The sequence below is a fragment of the Neoroseomonas alkaliterrae genome (assembly GCF_014199195.1).
Classification (GTDB): Bacteria; Pseudomonadota; Alphaproteobacteria; order Acetobacterales; family Acetobacteraceae; genus Neoroseomonas; species Neoroseomonas alkaliterrae.
In genome coordinates this window covers 149999-170500 of the sequence record NZ_JACIJE010000003.1, presented here as the reverse complement: position 1 = coordinate 170500, position 20502 = coordinate 149999, and the positions used below count along the sequence as shown (strand labels likewise).

The 20502-nt window shown below is 74.3% G+C and carries 19 protein-coding genes; 10 read left to right on the top strand and 9 right to left on the bottom strand.

Annotated elements, in window-relative coordinates; translation table 11 throughout:
* Nucleotides 1–53 precede the first annotated feature (53 nt).
* Entirely contained in the window at nucleotides 54–1433 is a 1380-nt protein-coding gene (locus FHS88_RS06850; RefSeq protein ID WP_184482813.1) for an MATE family efflux transporter, read from the top strand.
* On the opposite strand, the gene FHS88_RS06845 is transcribed toward FHS88_RS06850, so the two are convergent.
* Nucleotides 1425–2615 carry an acyl-CoA dehydrogenase family protein gene (locus FHS88_RS06845; protein ID WP_211842825.1) on the bottom strand — a complete coding sequence of 397 codons (1191 nt, stop codon included), beginning with the start codon at nucleotides 2613–2615 and terminating at the stop codon, nucleotides 1425–1427. The genes FHS88_RS06850 and FHS88_RS06845 overlap by 9 nt on opposite strands.
* Nucleotides 2616–2690: 75 nt before the next feature.
* Nucleotides 2691–3701: a C-terminal binding protein gene (locus FHS88_RS06840; RefSeq protein ID WP_338146453.1), complete on the bottom strand. Its 1011-nt coding sequence runs from the start codon at nucleotides 3699–3701 to the stop codon at nucleotides 2691–2693.
* A gap of 104 nt (nucleotides 3702–3805) precedes the next feature.
* Here FHS88_RS06840 and FHS88_RS06835 point away from each other — a divergent pair, with 104 nt between their 5' ends.
* Nucleotides 3806–4555, top strand: coding sequence for an SDR family NAD(P)-dependent oxidoreductase (locus FHS88_RS06835; protein WP_184482811.1), 750 nt, complete (start codon nucleotides 3806–3808; stop codon nucleotides 4553–4555).
* Nucleotides 4552–5814 (top strand): c-type cytochrome, encoded by a 1263-nt coding sequence (locus FHS88_RS06830; protein WP_184482808.1) that lies wholly within the window; start codon nucleotides 4552–4554, stop codon nucleotides 5812–5814. The genes FHS88_RS06835 and FHS88_RS06830 overlap by 4 nt, the downstream gene beginning before the upstream one ends.
* On the opposite strand, the gene FHS88_RS06825 is transcribed toward FHS88_RS06830, so the two are convergent.
* Together FHS88_RS06825 and ubiA are read right to left on the bottom strand one after the other, a co-directional pair.
* Nucleotides 5811–6452 carry a 50S ribosomal protein L11 methyltransferase gene (locus FHS88_RS06825; protein WP_184482805.1) on the bottom strand — a complete coding sequence of 214 codons (642 nt, stop codon included), beginning with the start codon at nucleotides 6450–6452 and terminating at the stop codon, nucleotides 5811–5813. The two genes, FHS88_RS06830 and FHS88_RS06825, sit on opposite strands and share 4 nt — an antisense overlap.
* Nucleotides 6449–7348, bottom strand: a complete 900-nt coding sequence (gene ubiA, locus FHS88_RS06820) for a 4-hydroxybenzoate octaprenyltransferase (protein WP_408902345.1) — start codon at nucleotides 7346–7348, stop codon at nucleotides 6449–6451. Before ubiA ends, FHS88_RS06825 begins: the two co-directional genes overlap by 4 nt.
* A gap of 29 nt (nucleotides 7349–7377) precedes the next feature.
* Here ubiA and FHS88_RS06815 point away from each other — a divergent pair, with 29 nt between their 5' ends.
* The 3 genes from FHS88_RS06815 (at nucleotide 7378) to FHS88_RS06805 (ending at nucleotide 10606) form a co-directional block, all read left to right on the top strand.
* Nucleotides 7378–8103, top strand: coding sequence for a 16S rRNA (uracil(1498)-N(3))-methyltransferase (locus FHS88_RS06815; protein ID WP_184482798.1), 726 nt, complete (start codon nucleotides 7378–7380; stop codon nucleotides 8101–8103).
* A 36-nt stretch (nucleotides 8104–8139) separates the two neighbouring features.
* The gene (locus tag FHS88_RS06810) at nucleotides 8140–9483 is read left to right on the top strand and encodes a glutamate--cysteine ligase (RefSeq protein ID WP_184482795.1); all 1344 of its coding nucleotides are present in this window, start codon (nucleotides 8140–8142) and stop codon (nucleotides 9481–9483) included.
* 139 nt (nucleotides 9484–9622) lie between these two features.
* Nucleotides 9623–10606, top strand: coding sequence for a cyclase family protein (locus tag FHS88_RS06805; RefSeq protein ID WP_211842544.1), 984 nt, complete (start codon nucleotides 9623–9625; stop codon nucleotides 10604–10606).
* Between the two features lie 161 nt (nucleotides 10607–10767).
* Here the strand turns inward: FHS88_RS06805 and FHS88_RS06800 are convergent, their stop codons facing one another.
* From FHS88_RS06800 to FHS88_RS06785, 4 genes are all read right to left on the bottom strand, one after another.
* Nucleotides 10768–11043, bottom strand: coding sequence for a hypothetical protein (locus FHS88_RS06800; protein WP_184482792.1), 276 nt, complete (start codon nucleotides 11041–11043; stop codon nucleotides 10768–10770).
* A gap of 229 nt (nucleotides 11044–11272) precedes the next feature.
* Nucleotides 11273–12703, bottom strand: coding sequence for a metalloprotease TldD (gene tldD / locus FHS88_RS06795; RefSeq protein ID WP_184482789.1), 1431 nt, complete (start codon nucleotides 12701–12703; stop codon nucleotides 11273–11275).
* A complete protein-coding gene (locus FHS88_RS06790; protein WP_184482786.1) occupies nucleotides 12700–15342 on the bottom strand; it encodes a PAS-domain containing protein in 2643 nt (880 codons plus the stop codon). The genes tldD and FHS88_RS06790 overlap by 4 nt, the downstream gene beginning before the upstream one ends.
* Nucleotides 15339–16439: a COX15/CtaA family protein gene (locus FHS88_RS06785; protein WP_184482783.1), complete on the bottom strand. Its 1101-nt coding sequence runs from the start codon at nucleotides 16437–16439 to the stop codon at nucleotides 15339–15341. The genes FHS88_RS06790 and FHS88_RS06785 overlap by 4 nt, the downstream gene beginning before the upstream one ends.
* Before the next feature lie 275 nt (nucleotides 16440–16714).
* Between FHS88_RS06785 and FHS88_RS06780 the strand changes: the two genes are divergently transcribed.
* The 3 genes from FHS88_RS06780 to ubiM all read left to right on the top strand — a co-directional run bounded on the left by FHS88_RS06780 (nucleotide 16715) and on the right by ubiM (nucleotide 19523).
* Nucleotides 16715–17503, top strand: coding sequence for a glycosyltransferase family 2 protein (locus tag FHS88_RS06780; protein WP_184482781.1), 789 nt, complete (start codon nucleotides 16715–16717; stop codon nucleotides 17501–17503).
* Nucleotides 17500–18207, top strand: a complete 708-nt coding sequence (locus tag FHS88_RS06775) for a TVP38/TMEM64 family protein (RefSeq protein WP_184482778.1) — start codon at nucleotides 17500–17502, stop codon at nucleotides 18205–18207. The genes FHS88_RS06780 and FHS88_RS06775 overlap by 4 nt, the downstream gene beginning before the upstream one ends.
* A gap of 125 nt (nucleotides 18208–18332) precedes the next feature.
* Nucleotides 18333–19523, top strand: coding sequence for a 5-demethoxyubiquinol-8 5-hydroxylase UbiM (gene ubiM / locus FHS88_RS06770; protein ID WP_184482776.1), 1191 nt, complete (start codon nucleotides 18333–18335; stop codon nucleotides 19521–19523).
* 80 nt (nucleotides 19524–19603) lie between these two features.
* Here the strand turns inward: ubiM and FHS88_RS06765 are convergent, their stop codons facing one another.
* Nucleotides 19604–19882, bottom strand: a complete 279-nt coding sequence (locus FHS88_RS06765; protein WP_184482773.1) for an usg protein — start codon at nucleotides 19880–19882, stop codon at nucleotides 19604–19606.
* 302 nt (nucleotides 19883–20184) lie between these two features.
* Here FHS88_RS06765 and groES point away from each other — a divergent pair, with 302 nt between their 5' ends.
* Complete coding sequence (gene groES / locus FHS88_RS06760) at nucleotides 20185–20499, top strand: co-chaperone GroES (protein ID WP_184482770.1); 315 nt, start codon at nucleotides 20185–20187, stop codon at nucleotides 20497–20499.
* The last annotated feature ends 3 nt before the right edge of the window (nucleotides 20500–20502 follow it).

The window sequence follows — 20502 nt, the reverse complement described above, 5'->3', positions numbered from 1 at the left end:
GAAGATAGCGCGCCGGGTGGCGTCGCGCACGGTCCCGGCCTAGACGGGGGCGGATGGACGCCGGGACAACGCTGCCGGCACGGCCGGGCTGGGCGGCCGAGGCCCGCGCGACCGCGGCCCTCGCCGGCCCGATCGTGCTGACGAACCTGTCGCAGATCGCGCTCGCGCTGACCGAGACGCTGATGCTCGGCCGGCTGGGCACGCGGGAACTGGCGGCGGGGATGCTCGCCGTCAGCCTGCAGTTCGCCCTGCTGGCGCCGGGCTTCGGGCTGGCGCTGGCGGCAGCGCCGCTGCAGGCCCAGGCGCGCGGCGCCGGGCGGCTGGGCGGCGGGGCGGGGCGCGGCTGGGTGCGCGCGATGCGGCGGGCGAGCCGGGCGGCGCTGTGGGCGGCCGCGATCGCGCTGCTGCCGGCCTGGATCCTGCTGTGGGAGGCGGCGGCGGTGCTGCGCGCGCTGGGCCAGGAGCCGGCGCTCGCCGCGCTCGCGCAGGACTACACCCGCGCCGCGCTGTTCGGCATGCCCGCCTTCTGCGGCTTCGTGGTGCTGCGCGGCTTCCTCGCGGCGATGGAGCGGCCGGCGGCGGCGATGTGGATCTCCTTCGGCGCGGTCGCGCTGAACGTGCCGCTCGCCTGGGCGCTGATCTTCCCGGCCGGGCTCGGCGTGTTCGGGGCGGGGCTCTCCATCGCGATCGCCAATGGCGGGATGCTCGCCGCGCTGGTGCTTGTGGTGCTGCGCGACAGGGTGTTCCGTCGCTTCGCGCTGCTCGGCCGGCTGTGGCGGCCCGACTGGCCGCGCATCCGCGAGGTTTTCGTCGTGGGCCTGCCGATCTCCGGCGTCCTGGTGCTCGAGATCGGCGTCTTCTCGGCGGCGGCGCTGGCGATGGGCTGGTTCGGCGCGGTGGCGGTGGCCGCCCATGCGATCGCGATCCAGGCCGCCTCGGCGACCTTCATGGTGCCGATGGGGATCGGCCAGGCGGCGACGGCGCGGGTGGGGCTTGCGATCGGCGGCGGCGACCGCGCCGGCGCGGCGCGGGCCGGCTGGTCGGCGGTGGCCCTCGGCGCCGCATTCATGGCGAGCATGGCGGTGACGCTGGTGCTCGCCTCGCCGTTCATCGCCTGGGCCTTCCTCGACGCGACGGATCCGCGGGCGGCGGAGGTCGCGGCGCTGGGCGCGACGCTGCTCGTCATCGCCGGCTTCTTCCAGCTCGGGGACGGCGTCCAGGTGGTCGCCGCCGGCGCGCTGCGCGGGCTCAAGGACACGCGCGTGCCGATGCTGTTCGCGGCGCTGGGCTACTGGGTGCTGGGGCTGCCGGTCGGGCTGGCGCTGGCCCATCCGGCAGGGTTCGGGCCGCCGGGCATCTGGGTCGGGCTCGGCGTCGGCCTCGCCATCGTCGCGGGGCTGATGCTGCTGCGCTGGCGGCGCCTTTCAGGCTGAGAGCAGCCCGCGCGCGACGACGAGGCGCTGGATCTCGGAGGTGCCGTCGAGGATGCGCAGCACGCGCGCGTCGCGATAGAGCCGCTCCACCGCGCTGCCCTGCATGTAGCCCTCCCCGCCATGGGCCTGCAGCACGCGGTCGGCGACGCGGCCGAGCGCCTCGGTGGCGAAGAGCTTGGCCGCCGCCGCCTCGGCCGGGCGGAGCCGGCCTTCATCCCGCGCGCGGGCGAGTTCGAGGGCCATGCAGCGCGCGGCGAGCGCCTCGGCCGCGCTGTCGGCGAGCAGCGCCATGATCGCGGGCTGTTCCGCAAGCGGCCTGCCGAACTGCGTGCGGCGCAGCGCATGGGCGCGGCCCTCCTCGATCAGCCGCTCCATCAGCCCGGCGGAGAGTGCGGCGAGGTGCAGGCGCACCTTGTCGAGCCCGGCGAGCGCGAGCTTCAGCCCCTCGCCCTCGGCGCCGACCAGCGCATCGGCGGGAATGCGCGCCTTCTCGAACAGGATGTCGGCGACGCGGGCGCTGCGCATGCCCATCTTCGGCTGGTCGGGCAGGACATGGACGCCGGGCGTGGCGGGGTCGAGCGCGAAGGCCGATATGCCGCGCGCGCCCTCGCCGCCGGTGCGGGCCATGACCATCAGCATGCCGGCTTCGGGCGCGTTCGTGACCCATCGCTTGTGCCCGTCGAGCACCCAGCCGTCGCCGTCGCGCCGGGCGGTGGTGGCCAGCGCGGCGGCATCCGAGCCGGCGCCGGGCTCGGAGAGGCAGAAGCAGGCGATCCGCTCCCCCGACGCAAGCCACGGCAGCCAGCGCCGCTTCTGCGCCTCGGTGCCGGCGCGCAGCAGGATCTGCGCCGCGCCGCCGGAGTTCAGCGCATAGACGGCGCGGAAGCCGGGCGCGGCGCGGCCGAGCACGAGCATCAGCTCCGCCTCCTCCTCCATCGTCAGGCCGAGGCCGCCATGCGTCTCGGGGATGGAAATGCCGAAGAGGCCGTGGGCGCGCAGCGCCGCGCGGGCTTCGTCGGGCAGGCGGTCCTCGGCGTCCATGCGCGCCTCGGCGGGGATCAGAACGGTGTCCACGAGGGCGCGGGCGGCGGCGAGGCGGGCGGCGTGGGTCTCGGGGTTGCGGATCATCCTGCCTCCATCGCGCGTGCCGAAATCCCCCGCCCCCATCCGGGCAAGCGCCATGCACGGTATCGGTTCCCAAAGGCCTTTCGGCCTTTGGTGGGGTGGCTTGGAGGGGCAAGGCCCCTCCAAAGGCCATCAGTCGCTATCGGGCGGAATGACGTTGGTGTTCAGCCCTTCCACCAGCACGTCGCGCATCGTCTCGGCGCTCTTCAGCCGGATGTCGTCCCAGGCTTGCGGCGTGTGGAAAGCGATGTGCGGCGTGACGATGAGGCGCCCGTTCAGCCACTCCTCGCGGTCGCGATAGGCGCGCAGCAGGGCGGGGACGGGCTCGGCCGGGGGTTCGACCGGCAGCACGTCGAGCCCCGCCGCGGCGACATGGCCTTCCCGCATCACGCGCTCCAGCGCCTCGATGTCGAGGATGGGCCCGCGCGCGGTGTTGATGACCACCGCGTCCTGCGGCAGCAGGCGCAGCTCGCGCTCGCCGATCAGGCCGCGCGTGTTGCGCGTGAGCGGGCAGTGGATGGAGAGCACGTCCGACTTCGCCAGCAGCTCGTCGAGCGTGCGGCAGCGCGTCACGCCGATGGCGCGGTCGGCTCCGTTCGGCAGCGCGGGGTCGAAGAAGGCGACGCGGTAGCCGAACGCCTTGGCGCGCAGCGCCGCCGCCGTGCCGATGCGGCCCATGCCGAGGATGCCGAAGGTCTGCACCTCCTGCCGGCGCACGGCGGGGTGCGGCATCACGCCCCAGCGCGCCGGGGAGGGGTCGCGCTGGGTGTCGTGGTAGAGGGTGAGGCCGCGGCGCAGCGCGAGCGCCATCAGCACGGCGAATTCCGCGACCTCCTGCGTGCCGTAATCGGGCACGTTGCAGACCTTGATGCCGCGCGCGGCCGCCGCGGCGCGGTCCACGCGGTCGTAGCCGACGCCCATGCGGAGGATGACGCGCAGCTTCGGGAAGCGCGCGATCTGCTCGGCGGGCACGGCCATGCGCAGCGTCATCAGCGCGTCGGCCTGTTCGCAGAGTGCGTCGGGGAGCTCGGCGAGCGAGGCCTTGCACGCCCCCTGCAGGATGCGGACGGAAGGGCCCATGATCCGCTGCTCGAGCGAGGTGTCGGGATAGAGCCCCTCGGGCTCGAGCACGGTCAGCGTCACGACGGTTCCTCCGGGCGGTGGCGCGGCGGAGGATGCGGCGTCGCCTGGTGGCTGTCCATCGGCGCCCTGGTATGATGGGCGTGTCAGCCGAGAGGACAGGGGCGATGGCGGAACGCAGGGTGCTGGTCACCGGCGCGGCGAGCGGCATCGGCGCGGCCTGCTGCCGGGCACTCGCCGGGCCGGATGCGGCGATCGTCGTGCATACGCGCGGCAACCGCGAAGGCGCGGCCCGGACCGCCGAGGCGGTGCGCGCGAAAGGCGGCGAGGCCTTCGAGATCTTCTGCGACCTCGCCGAGCCCGGCGCGCCGGAGCGCGCGGTGCAGGAGGCGGCGGGGCTGCTCGGCGGGCTCGACGTGGTGGTCTCCAATGCCGGCTTCGCGGACCGCACGCCGGTCGCCTCGCTCACGGATGCGGCCTTCGCGCGCAGCCATGACGCGATCGCGCTCGCCTTCCTGCGCCTCGCGCGCGAGGCGGGGCCGATCCTGCGCGAGGGGCGCGATCCGCGGCTGATCGCCGTCTCTTCCTTCGTCGCGCACCTCTTCCGCAACGACGCCACCATCTTCCCGGCCTCGGCCGCGGCGAAGGCCGCAGTCGAGGCGCTGGTCAAGGCGCTGGCGCTGGAATGGGCGCCGGCGGTGACGGTCAACGCCGTGGCGCCGGGCTACACGCAGAAGGACCCCGGCGCGCATGCCGCGCTCGATCCGGCGCAGTGGGAGGCCATCACGGCGCGCATCCCGATGCGGCGGCTCGGCCGGCCGGAGGACGTGGCGGCGGCCGTGGCCTTCCTCGCCTCGCCCGGCGCGGGCTACGTCACCGGGCAAGTGATCCATGTGAGCGGCGGGGTGGTGGTGTGATCCTTCGCCTTATCGCCCTGCTTGCGCTGCTCGCCGCGCCGGCGGCGGCGCAGGACCAGGCGGCAGTGCATGGCGGGCCGGTGCGCGCGCTGGCACTCGCGCCCGAGGGCGGGGCGCTGGCCTCGGCGGGCTTCGACCAGTCGGTGATCTTCTGGGATCTCGCCGCCGGGCGGGCGCGGGCGGTGGCGCGCTGGCATGCGGGGGCGGTGAACGCGCTGGCGGCGCTGCCCGATGGCGCCGTCGCCTCGGGCGGGGAGGACGGGCGCATCGCCATCTGGCCGCGCGGGACCGAGGGGCGCGCGCCCGCGCGCGTGCTCGAAGGCCATGAGGGGCCGGTCGCGGCGCTTGCCGCGCGCGGCGGCGCCATCGCCTCGGCGGCCTGGGACGAGACGGTGCGACTCTGGTCGCCGGACGGTGCGGCGCGGGTGCTGCGGGGGCACCGCGGCAACGTCAACGCGGTGGTCTTCCGCGCCGATGGCGTGGTGGTGAGCGCGGGCTTCGACGGCACGGTGCGGGCCTGGGGCGCCGATGGCGTCCCGGACGTCATCGCGGAGTTCGGCCTGCCGCAGAACGCCCTCGCCGCCCTGCCGGATGGCGCGCTGGCGGTGGGCGGGGTGGATGGCACGGTGAGGCTGCTCTCCGCCAATGGCGAGGCGCGCGAGGTCCATGCCGGCAGCCGGCCGGTGGTGGCGCTCGCGGCGAATGCGCGCGGCACGCTGCTGGCGGCCGCAGGGCTGGGCGGCAGTGTCGCGATCCTCGGCCTGCCGGAGGGGCGCCTGCTGCAAACCTTGCAGGGTCCGGGCACGCCCGTCTGGTCCGTGGCCTTCGATGCGGATGGGCGAACGCTGTGGACCGGCGGCGCGGATCGCCGCGTGCGGCGCTGGGATACGCTGGCCGGGCGAGCGATCGGCCCGGTGGGCGAGGCGGTGGAGGAGGCGCTGCCCGCCGGCCTCGACCCGCACGGCGCGCGGGTCTTCCGCGCCTGCGCGGCCTGCCATGCGCTGCGGCCGGATGCGGGCAACATGGCCGGGCCGCACCTGCATGGGCTGTTCGGCCGGCGCATGGGCTCCGTCGCGGGCTATGCCTATTCCGAGCGGCTGGCGCGCGGGGACATCGTCTGGACGCCCGAGACGGTGGCGGACCTCTTCACCCGCGGGCCGGACGTGGTGACGCCAGGGACCAAGATGCCGGTGCAGCGCGTCGAGAACCCGGAGGACATGGCGGCGCTGCTGCGGTTCCTCGAGCAGGCGACGCGCTAGGGCAGGAGGCGATAGAGCACCACCTCGCGCAGCGTGCGGTCCTCGAGTTCCAGCGTGGTCGGGACGGCATGGCGCGCGAGTGGCTCGAGCCCTTCGCGCGGGAGGTAGGCGCGGCCCGGATCGGCGAGCAGCACCTCGGCGCCGGACGCTGCCATGGCGCGCAGCCAGGGCAGGATATGCGCCGTCATCGGCGCCTCGTAGCAGACATCGCCGGCGAGGATGACGTCCCAGCGGCAGGGCGCGCCCACGATGTCGCCTTCCGGCGTTTCCACGCGCACGCCGTTCAGCGCGGCGTTCAGCCGCACGGCGGCGAGCGCCAGCGGGTCGATCTCGGCGGCCTCGACCAGCGCGGCGCCGGCACGCGCGGCGGCGATGGCGGCGATGCCGCAGCCGGCCGCGAAATCGAGCACGCGCCGGCCGGCGACGCGCGCCGGTTCATCGAGCAGCAACCGCGCCGTGGCCTGCCCGCCGGGCCAGGCGAAGGCCCAGAAGGGCGGCTCGATGTTGCGTTCCGCGAGCCACGCCTCGGTGGCCTGCCAGATGGGCGTGATCTCGCTGGCGAGGTGCAGCGCGATCTCGGGCACCAGCGGCGCATGCCCGACGGCGGTGTGGGCGCGGACGAACTCCTCGGCCGTCACAGCCGGCCGATCAGGAACGCCGCCGCGACGGCCAGGCCGACATCGCGGTTCGCCTTGAACAGGCGCAGGCACAGTGCGGGGTCGCGGATGTCGAGCCGCACGACCTGGCGGGCGAGCAGTGCCGCGGGCAGCAGCAGCGCCGGCGCGAACCACCAGGACAGGCCGGCCAGCACGCCAGCGAGCAGCAGCAGCGCGAGGGTCACGGCATAGCAGGCGGCGAGAAAGGGCCGCGTGCGCTCGCCGAATTTGAGCGCGGTGGAGCGGATGCCGACCAGCGCATCGTCCTCGCGGTCCTGGTGCGCGTAGATCGTGTCGTAGCCCAGGATCCAGAAGAAGCCCGCCGCCCAGAGGGCGAAGGCCGCCGCGTCGAGCCCGCCCGTCGCCGCCGCGTAGCCGGTCGGCGCGGCCCAGGAAAACACCAGCCCAAGCACCGCCTGCGGCCAGTCCGTCACGCGCTTGGCCAGTGGATAGAGCACGATCGGCACCAGCGAGAGCACGCCGAGCAGGATCGCCGCCCAGGGCAACTGGATCAGGATGAGGAAGGAGACGGCCAGCAGCACCAGAAGGAAGGCCAGCGCCTGCTTCGGCGTGACCATGCCCGAGGCGAGCGGCCGCCCCGCCGTGCGCTCGACCTGGCGGTCGAGGTCGCGGTCCCACAGGTCGTTCACCACGCAGCCCGCGCCGCGCATCAGCACGGCGCCGAGGCCGAACAGCGCCGCGAGCCACAGCCCACGCCCCCAGGAGGGTGCGGCCATGGCGAAGGCCCAGAAGCCCGGCAGCACCAGCAGCCAGGAGCCGATCGGCCGGTCGAGGCGCATCAGCAGCGCATAGGGGCGCCAGGCTTCGGGCAGGCGCGCCACCCAGCCGCCGGCGCGGATGTCGGTGTATCCGCTCACGCGCCGTATAAGGGGCATGGAGACCCGCCATGTCCACCCCGCGACTCTTCCTCGACGACGCGCTGGCCGAAGGCGCGGAACGGCACGGAACGGCGGCGCAGGCGCACCACCTCGGCACTGTGCTGCGGCGCGGCGTGGGGGAGGCCGTGCGCGTGTTCAATGCGCGCGATGGCGAGTTCGCCGCGACCATCGCCCATCTGCGCAAGGACCGCTGCGCCTTCGCGCTCGGGCCGCGGCTGCGCGCGCCCGGCCCCGAGCCCGACCTGCGCCTCGTGGTCGCCGCGCTGAAGCGTGATGCGCTCGACTGGGTGGTGGAGAAGGCGACCGAACTCGGCGTCTCGGTCATCCAGCCCGTCCTCACGCGGCGCACGGTGGCCGAGCGGGTGAACACCGAGCGCCTCTCGGCCATCGCGCGCGGCGCGGCCGAGCAGTGCGAGAGGCTATCCGTGCCCGCGCTGCGGCCCGCCATGCCGTTGCATCGCGCGCTTGATGGATGGGACGGAGCGCCGCTGCTGGTCGCGGCCGAGCGCCGCGGCGCCGCTCCGGTCGCGAGCGTTGCGTCGGGCCTGCGCCTGCCCTGCGGCTGGCTCGTGGGCCCGGAGGGTGGTTTCGAGGGCGCCGAACTTGACGACGCGACGCGACGTGCCTTTGTTACCGCGGTCGCCCTCGGCCCCCGCATCCTGCGGGCGGAGACGGCGGCGGTCGCGGGCCTTGCGGTGCTCCAGGCGCTGGCGGGGGACTGGACCGCGACCTGACCGCGCCGTGTCCTGCGGCGTCCGAGGAAGGGCTGCATGTCGAATCCCGGCGAGTCGGATCCCACGCCGATCACCTCGGCGCGACAGCTTGCCGAGTGGTTCGCCGCCGGCAGCAAGCCGCGCGAGCGCTGGCGCATCGGCACCGAGCACGAGAAGTTCGGCTTCCGCCGCGCGGACCTCGCCCCGCCGCCCTACGAGCCCGGCGGCATCCGCGCCATGCTCGAAGGGCTGATGCGCTTCGGCTGGGAGCCCATCCTCGACCGCGGCAATCCGATCGGGCTCAAGCGCGGGGAGGCGTCGGTCTCGCTCGAGCCGGGAGGGCAGTTCGAACTCTCCGGCGCGCCGCTCGCGAGCCTGCAGGAGACGCGCGACGAGATCGCCGACCATCTGCGCGAGGTGCGGGAGGTCGCCGGACCGCTCGGCCTCGGCTTCGCGCCGCTCGGCTTCCATCCGCTGGCCAGGCGGGAGGACATGCCCTGGATGCCCAAGGGCCGCTACGCCATCATGCGGCAATACATGCCGCGCGTGGGCTCCATGGGCCTCGACATGATGCTGCGCACCTGCACGGTGCAGGTGAACCTCGATTTCGGCGACGAGGCCGACATGGTCGAGAAGCTGCGCGTCAGCCTCGCGCTGCAGCCGCTCGCCACCGCGCTCTTCGCCAATTCGCCGTTCTCCGAAGGCAGGCCGAACGGCTACCGCAGCCTGCGCGCCAAGGTCTGGACCGACACCGATCCCGACCGCACCGGCATCCCGGCCGTGGTGTTCGAGGACGGCTTCGGCTTCGAGCGCTTCGCGGACTGGGTTCTCGACGTGCCGATGTACTTCATCATGCGCGAGGGGCAGTGGATCGACGCGGCGGGCATGTCCTTCCGCGCCTTCCTCGAGGGGCGGGCGGAGAAGCTCAAGGGCCACGCCGCCACGATGGGCGACTGGGCGGACCACGTCACGACGGTCTTCACCGATGTGCGGCTCAAGCGCTTCCTCGAGATGCGCGGGGCGGATGCGGGCGCGCCGGCCTTCCTGACCGCGCTGCCCGCCTTCTGGGTGGGGCTGATCTACGACGACGCGGCGCAGAAGGCGGCCCGCGCCCTGACCCGGGAGTGGTCGGTGGCGGAGATCGTCGCGCTGCGCAACGCCGTTCCCGAGCAGGCGCTCGAGGCGAGCATCCGCGGGCGGCGGCTGCGGGATGTGGCGCGCGACGTGCTCGCGATCGCGCGCGACGGGCTCAAGGCGCGCGGGCTCGGGGAGGAGATGTTCCTCGACCCGCTCGATGCCGTGGTCGCGACCGGACAGACCCAGGCGGACCGCTGGCTGGAGCGCTGCGCCACGGCCTGGGGCGGCGATGTCGCGCGCATCTTCTCGGAGGCGGCGATCTGACCGTCTGCACGTGGTGATTGTATAACGCCGCCTGGATTCGCCACCCTTCCGTCCGCCGGCGGCACGACCGGCGAGACGGGAGGGAAGCGACATGCGAATGATGCGGCGTTTGCAGTCCGGCCCGGCCGAGGCCGGCGGGATGACACGGCGTGGCCTGATGGGCGCGGCCTGCGCCGGATGCGTCGCGATCCAGGCCGGTTCGGGCGTCAGGCTCGCGCAGGCCCAGGCGCCGGCCGCAGGCGCGGCCGGAGGCAACTGGTTCCCTTCCCGCTGGGGGCCGGATGACCAGCTGGGCGCGGCCAACCTGCTGACGCCGGCCAAGGTGCAGGAGGCGACGCGGCTGGTGCGGGAGGGCAAGACCTACCGCATGGGGATCGCGGTGGACCGCAGCACGCCGGCCTTCCCGCCGCGCAACTTCAGCGTCACGGTCTTCATGCCGGGCCAGGAGGACGGGCAGACCTTCGGCGCCAACCGCATGTCGTATGTGGACGACATGGTGAATGGCTGGCTCGGCGTCGGCACGCAGATCGACAGCCTGGCGCATCTCGGCATCGACAACGTCTTCTACAACGGCAACCGCGCGCGCGACTTCGTGCGCACCACGGGAGTGACGAAGCTCGGCATCGAGAACATCCCGCCCTTCGTCACCCGCGGCGTGCTGGTGGACCTCGCGCGGTTCAAGGGCAAGCCGCGCCTTGACGGCGGCGAGCTCGTCACGGCGGACGAACTGCGCCAGGCCATGGCGCAGCAGAATGTGCGCGTGACGCCGGGCGATGTGGTGGTTCTGCACACGGGCTGGCTCTCGGTGCTGACGGAGAATCCCCAGCTCTTCGGCAGCCAGGAGCCGGGGATCGACGGGCCGGGGGCGGAATACCTCGCCTCGCTGCAGCCGCTGGCGGTCGGCGCCGACACCTGGGGGGTCGAGGCGGTGCCCTTCAGGAACCCGAACGTGGTCTGGCAGGGGCACCAGGTCCTGCTCGCGCGCAACGGGATCTACATCCTCGAGAACCTCGACACGCGCGGGCTGGTGGCGGACGGGGCGAGCGAGTTCATGTTCGTGCTCGGCCAGCCGCTCTATCGCGGCGCGGTGCAGGCGATCATCAACCCGGTCGCGATCCGCTGAGGCCGGTTCGCCGTCCGGGACCAGCGGAGACGGGCCGTTCCCGTCTCCGCCGCGCGTGCGGCGGCGCCGTCATGCCAGCGGGCAGGTCTGGTGGGGCGGCCGCGCGCGGACCCAGATCCTGATACCCTGCGGACAAGGGGCGATCCTTTGTCCGCAGGGCATCAGAGGTCGGCGACGCCGCTGACGATGCCGCCGATCACCTCGAGCGACACCTTGGCGACCGCGGCGCCGGCCTGGACGGTCGCGCTCGCGGCATCGAGCGCGGCATCGGCTGCCGTGACGGCGAGGTCGAGCGCGCCATGCGCGACGAGATCGAGCGCGGTGCCGACGCCGTCCGCAACGCCATCCGCGCCGCCGGCCTCGCTCGCGCGGCGGGCTTCCTCCCGCTGCGCCTCCTCGGCGGACGGGTCGGGGGTCGGGGGCGGGATCTCGCTCATGCGGGCCTCCTCGGAAGCGCGATCGTTCTTATCGCGCAACGCGATCCCGCGCCATGAAGCCGTTCATGGCGCGGGGCCGGGAGAGGGGCCGCCGCGGGCCGTCAGGCCAGCGGTCGAAGGGGCTGACATATCGCCCGATGGTATGGCGCGCGGGGCTCATGGGGCGGCCGCGCGCGGAACCAAATCCTGATACCCTGCAGACAAAGGATCGACCTGTGTCAGCAGGGTATCAGGCCAGCGCGGTGCCGCCCACCGTCAGGCCGGTCATCTTGAGGGTCGGCTGGCCGACGCCCACGGGCACGCCCTGGCCCTGCTTGCCGCAGGTGCCGATCCCGGGGTCGAGCGCCATGTCGTTGGCCACCATCGCCACCTTGGTCAGCGCATCGGGGCCGTTGCCGATCAGCGTCGCGCCCTTGACCGGCGGGCCGATCCTGCCGTCCTCGATCAGGTAGGCCTCGGAGGCGCTGAACACGAACTTGCCCGAGGTGATGTCCACCTGCCCGCCGCCGAAGTTGACGGCGTAGAGGCCGCGCCTGACGCTCGCGATCACCTCCTCCGGCGTGTGGCTGCCGCCGAGCATCACCGTGTTGGTCATGCGCGGCATCGGGATATGCGCGTGCGACTGGCGGCGGCCATTGCCGGTGGGGGCGACGCCCATCAGCCGCGCGTTCTGCCGGTCCTGGAGGAAGCCCGTCAGGATCCCGTCCTCGATCAGCACGGTGCGGCCGGTCGGCGTGCCCTCGTCGTCCACGGTGAGCGAGCCGCGGCGGTCGGGGATGGTGCCGTCATCCACCACCGTCACGCCGGGGGCGGCGATGCGGCTTCCGAGCAGCCCGGCGAAGGCCGAGGTCTTCTTGCGGTTGAAGTCGCCCTCCAGCCCGTGCCCGATCGCCTCATGCAGGAGGATGCCGGGCCAGCCGGGGCCGAGCACCACCTCCATCTCGCCGGCCGGGGCGGGGATGCTCTCGAGGTTCACGAGCGCCTGGCGCAGGGCCTCCGTCACCCCGGCCTTCCAGGCGCCGCCGGCGAGGATGCGGGCGTAGTCGAAACGCCCGCCGGTACCGAAGGTGCCGCTCTCGCGCCTTCCGTCCTTCTCCACCACCACCGAGACGGAGAAGCGCACCAGCGGGCGGAGATCCGCCACGCGCTGGCCGTCCGGGCGCAGGATCTGCACCGCCTGCCATTCGCCGGTGATGGAGGCCATCACCTGCACCACGCGCGGGTCGGCGGCGCGGGCGAAGGCGTCGATCTCCTGCAGCAGCGCGGTCTTGGCGGCGAAATCCATCTGCGCGAGCGGGTTGGCGTCGGTGTAGAGCCGGGCGTTGGTCGCGCGCGGGCCGGCTTCCAGCGTCCCGGAGCGGCCCTGGCGGACGGCCTTCACCGCCTCCGCCGCGCGGGCGAGGGCGGCGTCGGAGAGTTCGCCGGCATGGGCGTAGCCGGCCGCCTCCCCGCTCACGGCGCGCAGGCCGAATCCGCGCGTGGCGTCGTAGGAGGCCGAGCGGATGCGCCCGTCGTCGATCGCGATCGCCTCGCTCTCCCGGTATTCGAGGAAGAGCTCCCCGTCCTCGCAGCCGGCGGTGGCCTCGCGCAGGCGGCGCGCGGCGGCGTCGCGGTCGAGCAGGCCGAAGAACAGGGCGTCGGTGGTGGCAAGGGCGGTCATGCAGTCTCCTCGGGCGCCTCTTGCGCCGAGATGGTGATGCCGGGCGGCAGGCGAAGGGTGGCGATGGTGCCCCGGCCGGGCGCGCTCTCCAATGCGAGATCGGCCCGAATCGCCTGGGCGAGCAGCCGGGCGAGGTGCAGGCCGAGGCCGGAGCCGGCGTAGCGCCGCGCCCTCGAGCCGTCGAGCTGGGTGAAGGGCTCGAAGGCGCGGGGAATGTCCTCGCCTGCCATGCCGATGCCGGTGTCGGAGACGGTGAAGACGAGGCCGCCGGCCTGATCCGCCGCGGCGGCAAGGCGCACCGTGCCGCCCGCGGGTGTGAACTTCAGCGCATTGTCGAGCAGCGCGCGCAGGATGCGGCGCAGGCGGCGCTCGTCGCTGCGCAGCGGCGGCAGGGCGGGGGCGGCTGTGGCCTCGAACGCGATGCCCGCGGCCTTCGCCGCCTCGCCATGGGCGGCGGCGAGGCTCGCGACCAGCGCGGCCGGGTCGAGGAGGGTCTCGCCCGCGCCTGCCTCCGGCCCGCCGGCGCGCGCGACTTCGAGGATGTCCTCGATCAGGGCCAGCAGGTGCCGCCCGGCATCGCGCACCTCGCCGGCATAGGTGGCGACGCGCCCGGGCTCGGTCTCGGCGAGGATCGCCTCGGCGAAGCCGATCACGGCCGAGAGCGGCGTGCGCAGCTCGTGGCTCATGGTGGCGAGGAAGCGGGACTTCGCCTCGCTCGCCGCCCCGGCGGCGGCGCGCGCGCGTTCCAGCTCGTCGCGGATGCGGCGGTCCTCGGTGACGTCGGTGTAGGTGCGCACGAAGCCGCCATCGGGGGTGGGGTCCGTGGTGATCTCGAGCATCGTCCCGTCGGGGCGGCGGCGCGTGTAGCGGTCCGGCCCGCGCCAGGGCTCCTCGCTGCGCGCCCCGACGAAGCGCGCCGCCGCGGCGGGGTCGCCGAACTCCCCGGCGGCGATCTGCTCGTCGCGGACATCGAGCAGGTGGCGGCCCGGAGCCATCTGCTCGGGCGCGAGGCCGCACATGCGCGCGGCGAGTGCGTTCACCGCCACGATGTGCCCGGTGGCATCGAAGAGGCAGATGCCGTGCCGCGTGTTGTCGAGCATCACGCGCAGGATCCCGGCCCGCGCCTGGGCCTCGGCCTCCGCGGCCGCGAGGGCGGTGACGTCCACATGCGTCACGACGAAGCCGCCATCGGGCGTGGGGTCGGAGGCGATCTCGAGCACCTGCCCCTCTTCGGTGCGGCGGCGCATCCGGTGCGGGCGCGTGCGGTCGAGCGCGATGGCGGCGGCGGCGATCGCCTCGGCCTCCTCGCCCGAGCCGAGGGCGCCGGAGGCGACCTGCTCGCGCACCACCTCCTCGAAGCGGCGGCCGGGGGCGAGGGCGCCGGGGCTGAGGCCCCCGAGGCGCTCGGCCAGCGCATTCGCCACCACGACACGCGATGCGGCGTCGTAGAGGGTGAAGCCGTGGCGCATCGAGGCGAGCGCGGTCTCGAGCAGCATCGCCCGGCGGCGCGCCTCCTCCTCGGCCTTCCACAGCGCCGTGACGTCGGTGACGACCGAGACATGCCCGCCATCGGGCAGCGGCGCGGTCCGCACGTCGAGCGCGGTGCCGTTGGCGCGGCGCCGGCGGCGCTCCTGCGGGACGGAGAGGTCGCGCGCCATCTCCCGCGCATAGACCGCGGCGGCCTCGCCGGGCCCGTATTCGCCGGCCTCGGCGCGGCGGCGGATCACCTCCTCGAGCGTGTCGCCGACCTGCAGCGGCGCGCCTTCCATCAGCCTGAGATAGGCGTCGTTGAACAGCGCCACCCGGCGGTCCGGGCCCCAGACGCAGATGCCGTGCGGCAGCGCCTCCAGCACGCCGTCGAGGATGGCCGCGCGGCGGCGCGCCTCGGCCTCGGCGCGGCGGAGGTCGGTGACGTCCTCGGTCTCGAGCAGGAAGCCGCCATCGGGGGAGGGCGTGCTGGTGAAGCGGACCACCGTGCCGTCGGCGCGCTCGCGTTCGGACTGGCGCGGCCGGCTGCGGTCGGCGGCGAGCACCGCGCGCAGGTGGCCCCGGTCGCGCAGGGCGTGGAACTCGCCCGCGCGCTCGAGCCCCTCGAGGATGTCGCCCAGCGCGGGCCGGCCGGCGAGGAGCTCCGCCGTCGCGCCGGAATGCCGGCGGTAGGACGCATTGTGGAGGACGAGGCGGCGCTCGGCGTCGAACAGCGCGATGCCGCTGCGCTGCGCGTTCAGCACGCGTTCGAGCAGCGCGGCGCGGCTGCGCGCGGTGGCCTCGGCGCGGTTGAGGGCGGTGATGTCCACCGCGCAGAGCACGAAGCCGCCGCCAGGCAGGGGGAAGGTGGTCACTTCCGACAGTCGGGCGCCATCGGCGCTGCGGCGGTGGCGGACCTGCAGGATCGAGCGGTCCTCGGCCAGCGCCGCCTCGGCCAGCGCGGCGGGGTCGCCGGGGCCGAGCATGCCGCGGAAGGCCAAGAGCCGCATCAGGTCGCGCAGCGGCGTGCCGGGCGGAAAGCGGGCGGGATCGGCGCCGGCCTCGCCCCACAGGGCGGCATTGGCGATGACGAGCCGGTCCTGCCCGTCGGCCACCATCATCGCATGGGGCAGGGCCTCGAAGGCGCGGAGGGCTGCCTCCCCGGGGGTCACACCGGCGCGGCCCTTGCGGCGGCCGGCGGCCGGGCGGGCCGGCGCAGCGCATGCATGGCGAACAGCGCGCCGGTCAGCACGAGGACGGCCACGGCCTGATGGAGCGTCCCGAGCCAGACCGGCACCACCGCGAGCAGCGTCGCGACGCCGAGCGCGTATTGCAGCGCGACCGCGGCGGCGAGGCCCATGACGGCGCCGCGCAGCCTGCCGCGCGGCAGCGAGCGCCAGGCGAGCCAGGCGGCCCAGCCGGCGGAGAGCAGGGCCAGGGTCGCGAGAAGCCGGTGGTTGAACTGCACCGCCGGGATATTGGCGGTGAAGTTCGTCCAGGCGGGGGAGAGGTCCCAGTAGCCCTCCGGCACCAGCCGCCCGTCCATCAGCGGGAAGGTGTTGTACGAGAAGCCGGCCTTGATCCCGGCAACGAAGCCGCCGGCGAGCATGGCGAGGATGGCAAGGCCCGCCGCCGCATGGGTCCAGCGGCGGATCGCCACCGGGGGCGGCTCGGCCGGCGCGGGGCGCAGCAGCGAGAGCGCGGTCCAGACCAGCATGGCGTAGAGCAGGAAGGCCATGCCGAGATGCAGCACGAGCCGGTAGGGCGAGACGGCGGTGCGGTCAGCCTCGAAGCCCGAGGCGACCATGAACCAGCCGATCGCCCCCTGCAGCCCGCCCAGGGCGAGCAGCAGCAACAGCCGCGGCTTGAGCCCGGCAGGAATGCGGCCGCTGGCCCAGAACCAGGCGAGGCCGGCGACATAGGCGAGGCCGATCAGCCGCCCCCAGAAGCGGTGGATCCATTCCAGCCAGAAGATCTGCTTGAAGCCCTCCATCCCGAATCCCTGGTTCACGAGCTGATACTGGGGGATGGTGCGATACAGATCGTAAAGCCTCTGCCACTCGGCATCGCTCAGGGGCGGAAGGATCCCGGCGATCGGCGCCCATTCCATGATGGACAGGCCCGAGCCGGTCAGCCGGGTGGCGCCGCCGATGGCCACCATGATCCAGACCAGGGCGGCGACGAGCAGCAGCCAGCGGGCGACGGCGCGGGCGTCGCGCGTGGCGGTTCCGGTGGTCTGCGGGGGGAGGGTGCGGGCATCGAAGGGCATGGCGGCGATATAGGGGAGAGGGCGGCCCCGCGCACCCGCCGCGCCGGCCGGGGCGCGCCCACGCGTGTCCGGCCTTGCTGGAGAGGCGACGCGCCGCACCCACGCGAGGCGGGGCGCAGCCCTGCGCGCCGGAGCGGCGGCGGCAGCGAGTCTTCAAGGCGGATGCTGGCGGGGGCGGACCCGGGCGCGCGGGCGGCGCATGATCCGGCCGGGCGGGCCAGGGCCGCGCCCCATACGCTTGCCCCGCCGGGGCGGGGCTGCTACCCGCCCGCGCCATGCCCGCCGCACCCCGCGACGGAACCGGGGCCGCCGCGGCGGGACCTGGGACCGCCGCGCCACCGATCCTCTCCGTCGTCATCCCGGTCCGCAACGAGGCGCCGAACATCGCGCCGCTGGTCGCGGAGATCGAGGCCGCGCTCGGCGCCCTGCCGCACGAGATCGTCTATGTGGACGACGGCTCCAGCGACGGGACGGCAGACGCGCTGCGCGCGGCGCGGGCGGCGGGCGCGCCGGTGCGGGTGCTGCGGCACGCTTCCTCCTGCGGGCAGTCCGCGGCGATCGTGACCGGGGTGAAGGCGGCGCGCGGGCGCTGGATCGCGACACTCGACGGGGACGGGCAGAACGACCCGGCCGACATCCCGCGCCTGTTCGCCCGCGCCGAGGCCGAGGCGGCGGCCGGGCGGCGCACCCTGGTGGCGGGGCATCGCGTCAGCCGCAAGGACAGCGGCGTGAAGCGGGTCACGAGCCGCATCGCCAACGCCGTGCGCGCCTGGGCCCTGCGCGATGCGACGCCCGATACGGGGTGCGGCCTCAAGGTCTTCCCGCGTGACCTGTTCCTCGACTTCCCGCATTTCGACCACATGCACCGCTACCTGCCGGCGCTGACGCTGCGCGCGGGCGGGCATGTGGTCAGCGAGCCGGTGAACCACCGGCCGCGGGTGCGCGGCGCCTCGAACTACGGGACGCTGGACAGGCTGCTGGTGGGCATCTTCGACCTGGTGGGCGTGGCCTGGCTGCAGCGCCGGGGGCGCCGCCCGGCGGTCGAGGAGGATGCCGGCCCATGACCGCGCGGACCGCGCCGCCCGCGGCCGCGGCGGGGCGGCGGCGGCGGGCGGTGCTGAAGCTGGCCCTGCTCGGGGCGGGCCTCGCGGCGGCGGGGCTGCTGCTGCGCAGCGTGGGCTTCGCGCCGGGCACCGAATGGGTGGATCGCTGGGTGCTCGGCCAGGGGCTGGCAGGGGATCTCGCCTTCGTCGCCATGGGCGCGGCGGCGACGGCGGCGGGCGCGCCTCGGCAGGGGGTGGCCTTCCTCGGCGGATACGCCTTCGGCGCGCTGCAGGGCAGCCTGCTCGCGCTCGCGGCGCAGGTGGCCGGATGCGCGCTCTCCTATGCCTGGGCGCGGGCGGTCGGGCGGTCCTGGGCGGAGCGGCGGCTCGCCGGGCGGTTCGGGCACCGGTTGCGGCCGCTGCGCGACGTGCTCGCGGTCAGCCCCTTCGGCGCCACCCTGGCGCTGCGGCTGCTGCCGGTGGGCAACAACCTCGCGCTCAACCTGCTGGCGGGGATGGCGGGGATCCGCCTGCTGCCCTTCCTGGCCGCCTCGGCCATCGGCTACCTGCCGCAGACCGTGGTCTTCGCGCTGCTGGGCAAGGGCATACGGGTGGATGGCGCGTGGCAGCTCGGCCTCGCGGTGGCGCTGTTCGTCGTCTCGGCGGGGATCGGGCTGATGCTGCTGCGCCGGCACCAGGCGGGCCGGGCGCTGGACGAGGACTAGGACGGCGACCGTTCCGGGGGGCGGAGGCTCGCGATACCGCCGGGCGCGGACACCGCCGCGGGGCCGGGCGGCGGCCTTGCGCTTCGTCATGGACGCCAGCCGCGGGCCGGGGCAGGAGGGACGGCATGGACACGGATGTCGCGATCATCGGGGCGGGGCCGGCCGGGCTGGCGCTCGCCTGCGCGCTCAGGGGCAGCGGCGTTGCCGTCACCCTGTTCGAGAAGGCGCCGGAAGCGGCCATCGCCGAACCGGGCTTCGACGGGCGGGAGATCGCGCTGACCCATCGCTCCCAGGCGATCCTGCGGGATCTCGGGGCCTGGGCGCGCATCCCGGCGGGGGAGACGGCGCCGCTGCGCGAGGCGCGGGTGCTGAATGGCGCCTCGCCGCTCGCGCTGCGCTTCGCGCCGGGCGGCGGCGGGGAGCCGCTCGGGCGGCTGGTGCCGAACCACATGATCCGCCGGGCGCTGTTCGAGACGATGGCGGAGGCGGGCGAGGCGCGGCTGGTCGCCGGCCGGGCGGTGGCGGGCCTCGTGCTCGAGGCCGCGGGCGCGCGGCTCGTGCTCGATGACGGGCGGCAACTCCGCGCCCGGCTGGTGGTGGCGGCCGATTCGCGCTTCTCCGAGGCGCGGCGTCGGGCCGGCATCGGGGCGCAGATGCTCGATTTCGGGCGCACCATGATCGTCGCGCGCCTCGCGCATGAGCGGCCGCATGGCGGCGTGGCGACGGAATGGTTCGCCCATGGCCAGACCATCGCGATGCTGCCGCTGCCGGGCGATGTCTCCTCCGTGGTGCTGACGGTCCCGCCGGCCGCGGCCGAGCGGCTGATGGCCATGGCGGCGGAGGATTTCGCCGCCGAGGTGACGCGGCGTTACGAGGGGCGGCTCGGCGCGATGCGGGCGGCGGGGACGCGGCATGCCTATCCGCTGGTCGCGACCTATGCGCACCGCTTCGCGGGGCGGCGATTCGCGCTGCTCGGGGATGCGGCGGTGGGGATGCATCCCGTGACCGCGCATGGCTTCAATTTCGGCCTGCTGGGGGCGGAGATGCTGGCGGGCCTCGTCCGCCGGGCGGCCGATCCGGGCGAGGCGGCGCCGCTGGCGCGCTACGGCGCCGCGCTGCGGCGGGCGACGCTGCCCCTGTTCCTCGCGACCAATGCGGTGGCGCGGCTCTATTCCGATGACCGGGCGCCGGCGCGGCTGGCGCGCGCGGCGCTGATCGGCGCGGGGGCCGTGCTCGCGCCGGTGCGGCGGGCGATCGTGGCGCATCTGATGGACGCGCCCGGCCCGGCCGCTGCGCCCTCAAGGCTGCGGGCCTGACCGCGAGCCCGGCAGCGGTTCCCGAAGGCCCTTCGGCCTTCGGCGGGGAGAGGGGCGGCGCCCCTCTCCGGCTCCCGTTCTCAGTGCAGGGTGAAGACGCCGTTGGCGTAGCGCAGTTCCGCCGGCCGGGTCAGGGCGGCGGTGGCGACGCGCACGGAGTGGAGGGGGCCGTCGATCTCGCGGCGCCAGAACTCGAGGAAGCGCGTCAGTTCCGGGAAGTCCGGCGCGTGGTCGATCTTCTGCCAGACATAGGCCTGCAGGACGTGGGGGTGGTCCGGCATGTGGTAGAGGAGTTCGGCGGTGGTCATCCGCCAGTCGCGGATGCGGATGATCGGTTCCAGTCCCTGCAGCACCGTCATTCTGTCCCTTCCCTGGCTGGGTTGAGCCCTGCGGTTTCGACCGGGCGGGGCCGCGCAAGGGCCCGTCGCCGTCATCAGGATGACATGTGCGGTGCAGCGCATGGCAAGAAAAATTGTTGAGGATCAAGATGTTAGCACTCGCGCTTCGCGAGTGCTGCCGGATCGCTTGACGATCGGGCAGGCGGGCTCTAGATCGCTGGCACTCCTCTGGGGGGAGTGCTAACGGCCGGGGCGTTCCGGCGACCGGCCAGGCTTCCCAGGGCGAGCCGTCACCAACCCGAGGCTCAGGAGAGGACATCCCGATGAAGTTCCGTCCCCTGCACGACCGCGTTCTCGTCCGCCGCATCGAGGCGGAGGAGAAGACGCGCGGCGGCATCATCATCCCGGACACCGCGAAGGAGAAGCCGCAGGAGGGCGAGGTGATCGCCGTCGGCGCCGGCACGATCAACGAGAAGGGCGAGGTGCGCCCGCTCGACGTGAAGCCCGGCGACCGCATCCTGTTCGGCAAGTGGTCGGGCACCGAGGTGAAGCTCGATGGCGAGGAGCTCCTGATCATGAAGGAGAGCGACATCATGGGCATCCTCGAGGTCACCGCCGAGGCGAAGAAGGCTGCCTGAGGC

Bases quoted from the DNA above. Each gene is read 5' to 3' on its own strand.
- FHS88_RS06845 (WP_211842825.1), bottom strand. From the start codon at position 2,615: ATGGCGCTTGCCCGGATGGGGGCGGGGGATTTCGGCACGCGCGATGGA.
- FHS88_RS06765 (WP_184482773.1), bottom strand. From the start codon at position 19,882: ATGACGGTGCTGCAGGGACTGGAACCGATCATCCGCATCCGCGACTGG.
- tldD (WP_184482789.1), bottom strand. From the start codon at position 12,703: ATGACCGCCCTTGCCACCACCGACGCCCTGTTCTTCGGCCTGCTCGAC.
- ubiM (WP_184482776.1), top strand. From the start codon at position 18,333: ATGGACACGGATGTCGCGATCATCGGGGCGGGGCCGGCCGGGCTGGCG.
- FHS88_RS06835 (WP_184482811.1), top strand. From the start codon at position 3,806: ATGGCGGAACGCAGGGTGCTGGTCACCGGCGCGGCGAGCGGCATCGGC.
- FHS88_RS06810 (WP_184482795.1), top strand. From the start codon at position 8,140: ATGTCGAATCCCGGCGAGTCGGATCCCACGCCGATCACCTCGGCGCGA.
- FHS88_RS06775 (WP_184482778.1), top strand. From the start codon at position 17,500: ATGACCGCGCGGACCGCGCCGCCCGCGGCCGCGGCGGGGCGGCGGCGG.
- FHS88_RS06785 (WP_184482783.1), bottom strand. From the start codon at position 16,439: ATGCCCTTCGATGCCCGCACCCTCCCCCCGCAGACCACCGGAACCGCC.
- FHS88_RS06800 (WP_184482792.1), bottom strand. From the start codon at position 11,043: ATGAGCGAGATCCCGCCCCCGACCCCCGACCCGTCCGCCGAGGAGGCG.
- FHS88_RS06780 (WP_184482781.1), top strand. From the start codon at position 16,715: ATGCCCGCCGCACCCCGCGACGGAACCGGGGCCGCCGCGGCGGGACCT.
- FHS88_RS06815 (WP_184482798.1), top strand. From the start codon at position 7,378: ATGTCCACCCCGCGACTCTTCCTCGACGACGCGCTGGCCGAAGGCGCG.
- FHS88_RS06850 (WP_184482813.1), top strand. From the start codon at position 54: ATGGACGCCGGGACAACGCTGCCGGCACGGCCGGGCTGGGCGGCCGAG.
- groES (WP_184482770.1), top strand. From the start codon at position 20,185: ATGAAGTTCCGTCCCCTGCACGACCGCGTTCTCGTCCGCCGCATCGAG.
- FHS88_RS06805 (WP_211842544.1), top strand. From the start codon at position 9,623: ATGACACGGCGTGGCCTGATGGGCGCGGCCTGCGCCGGATGCGTCGCG.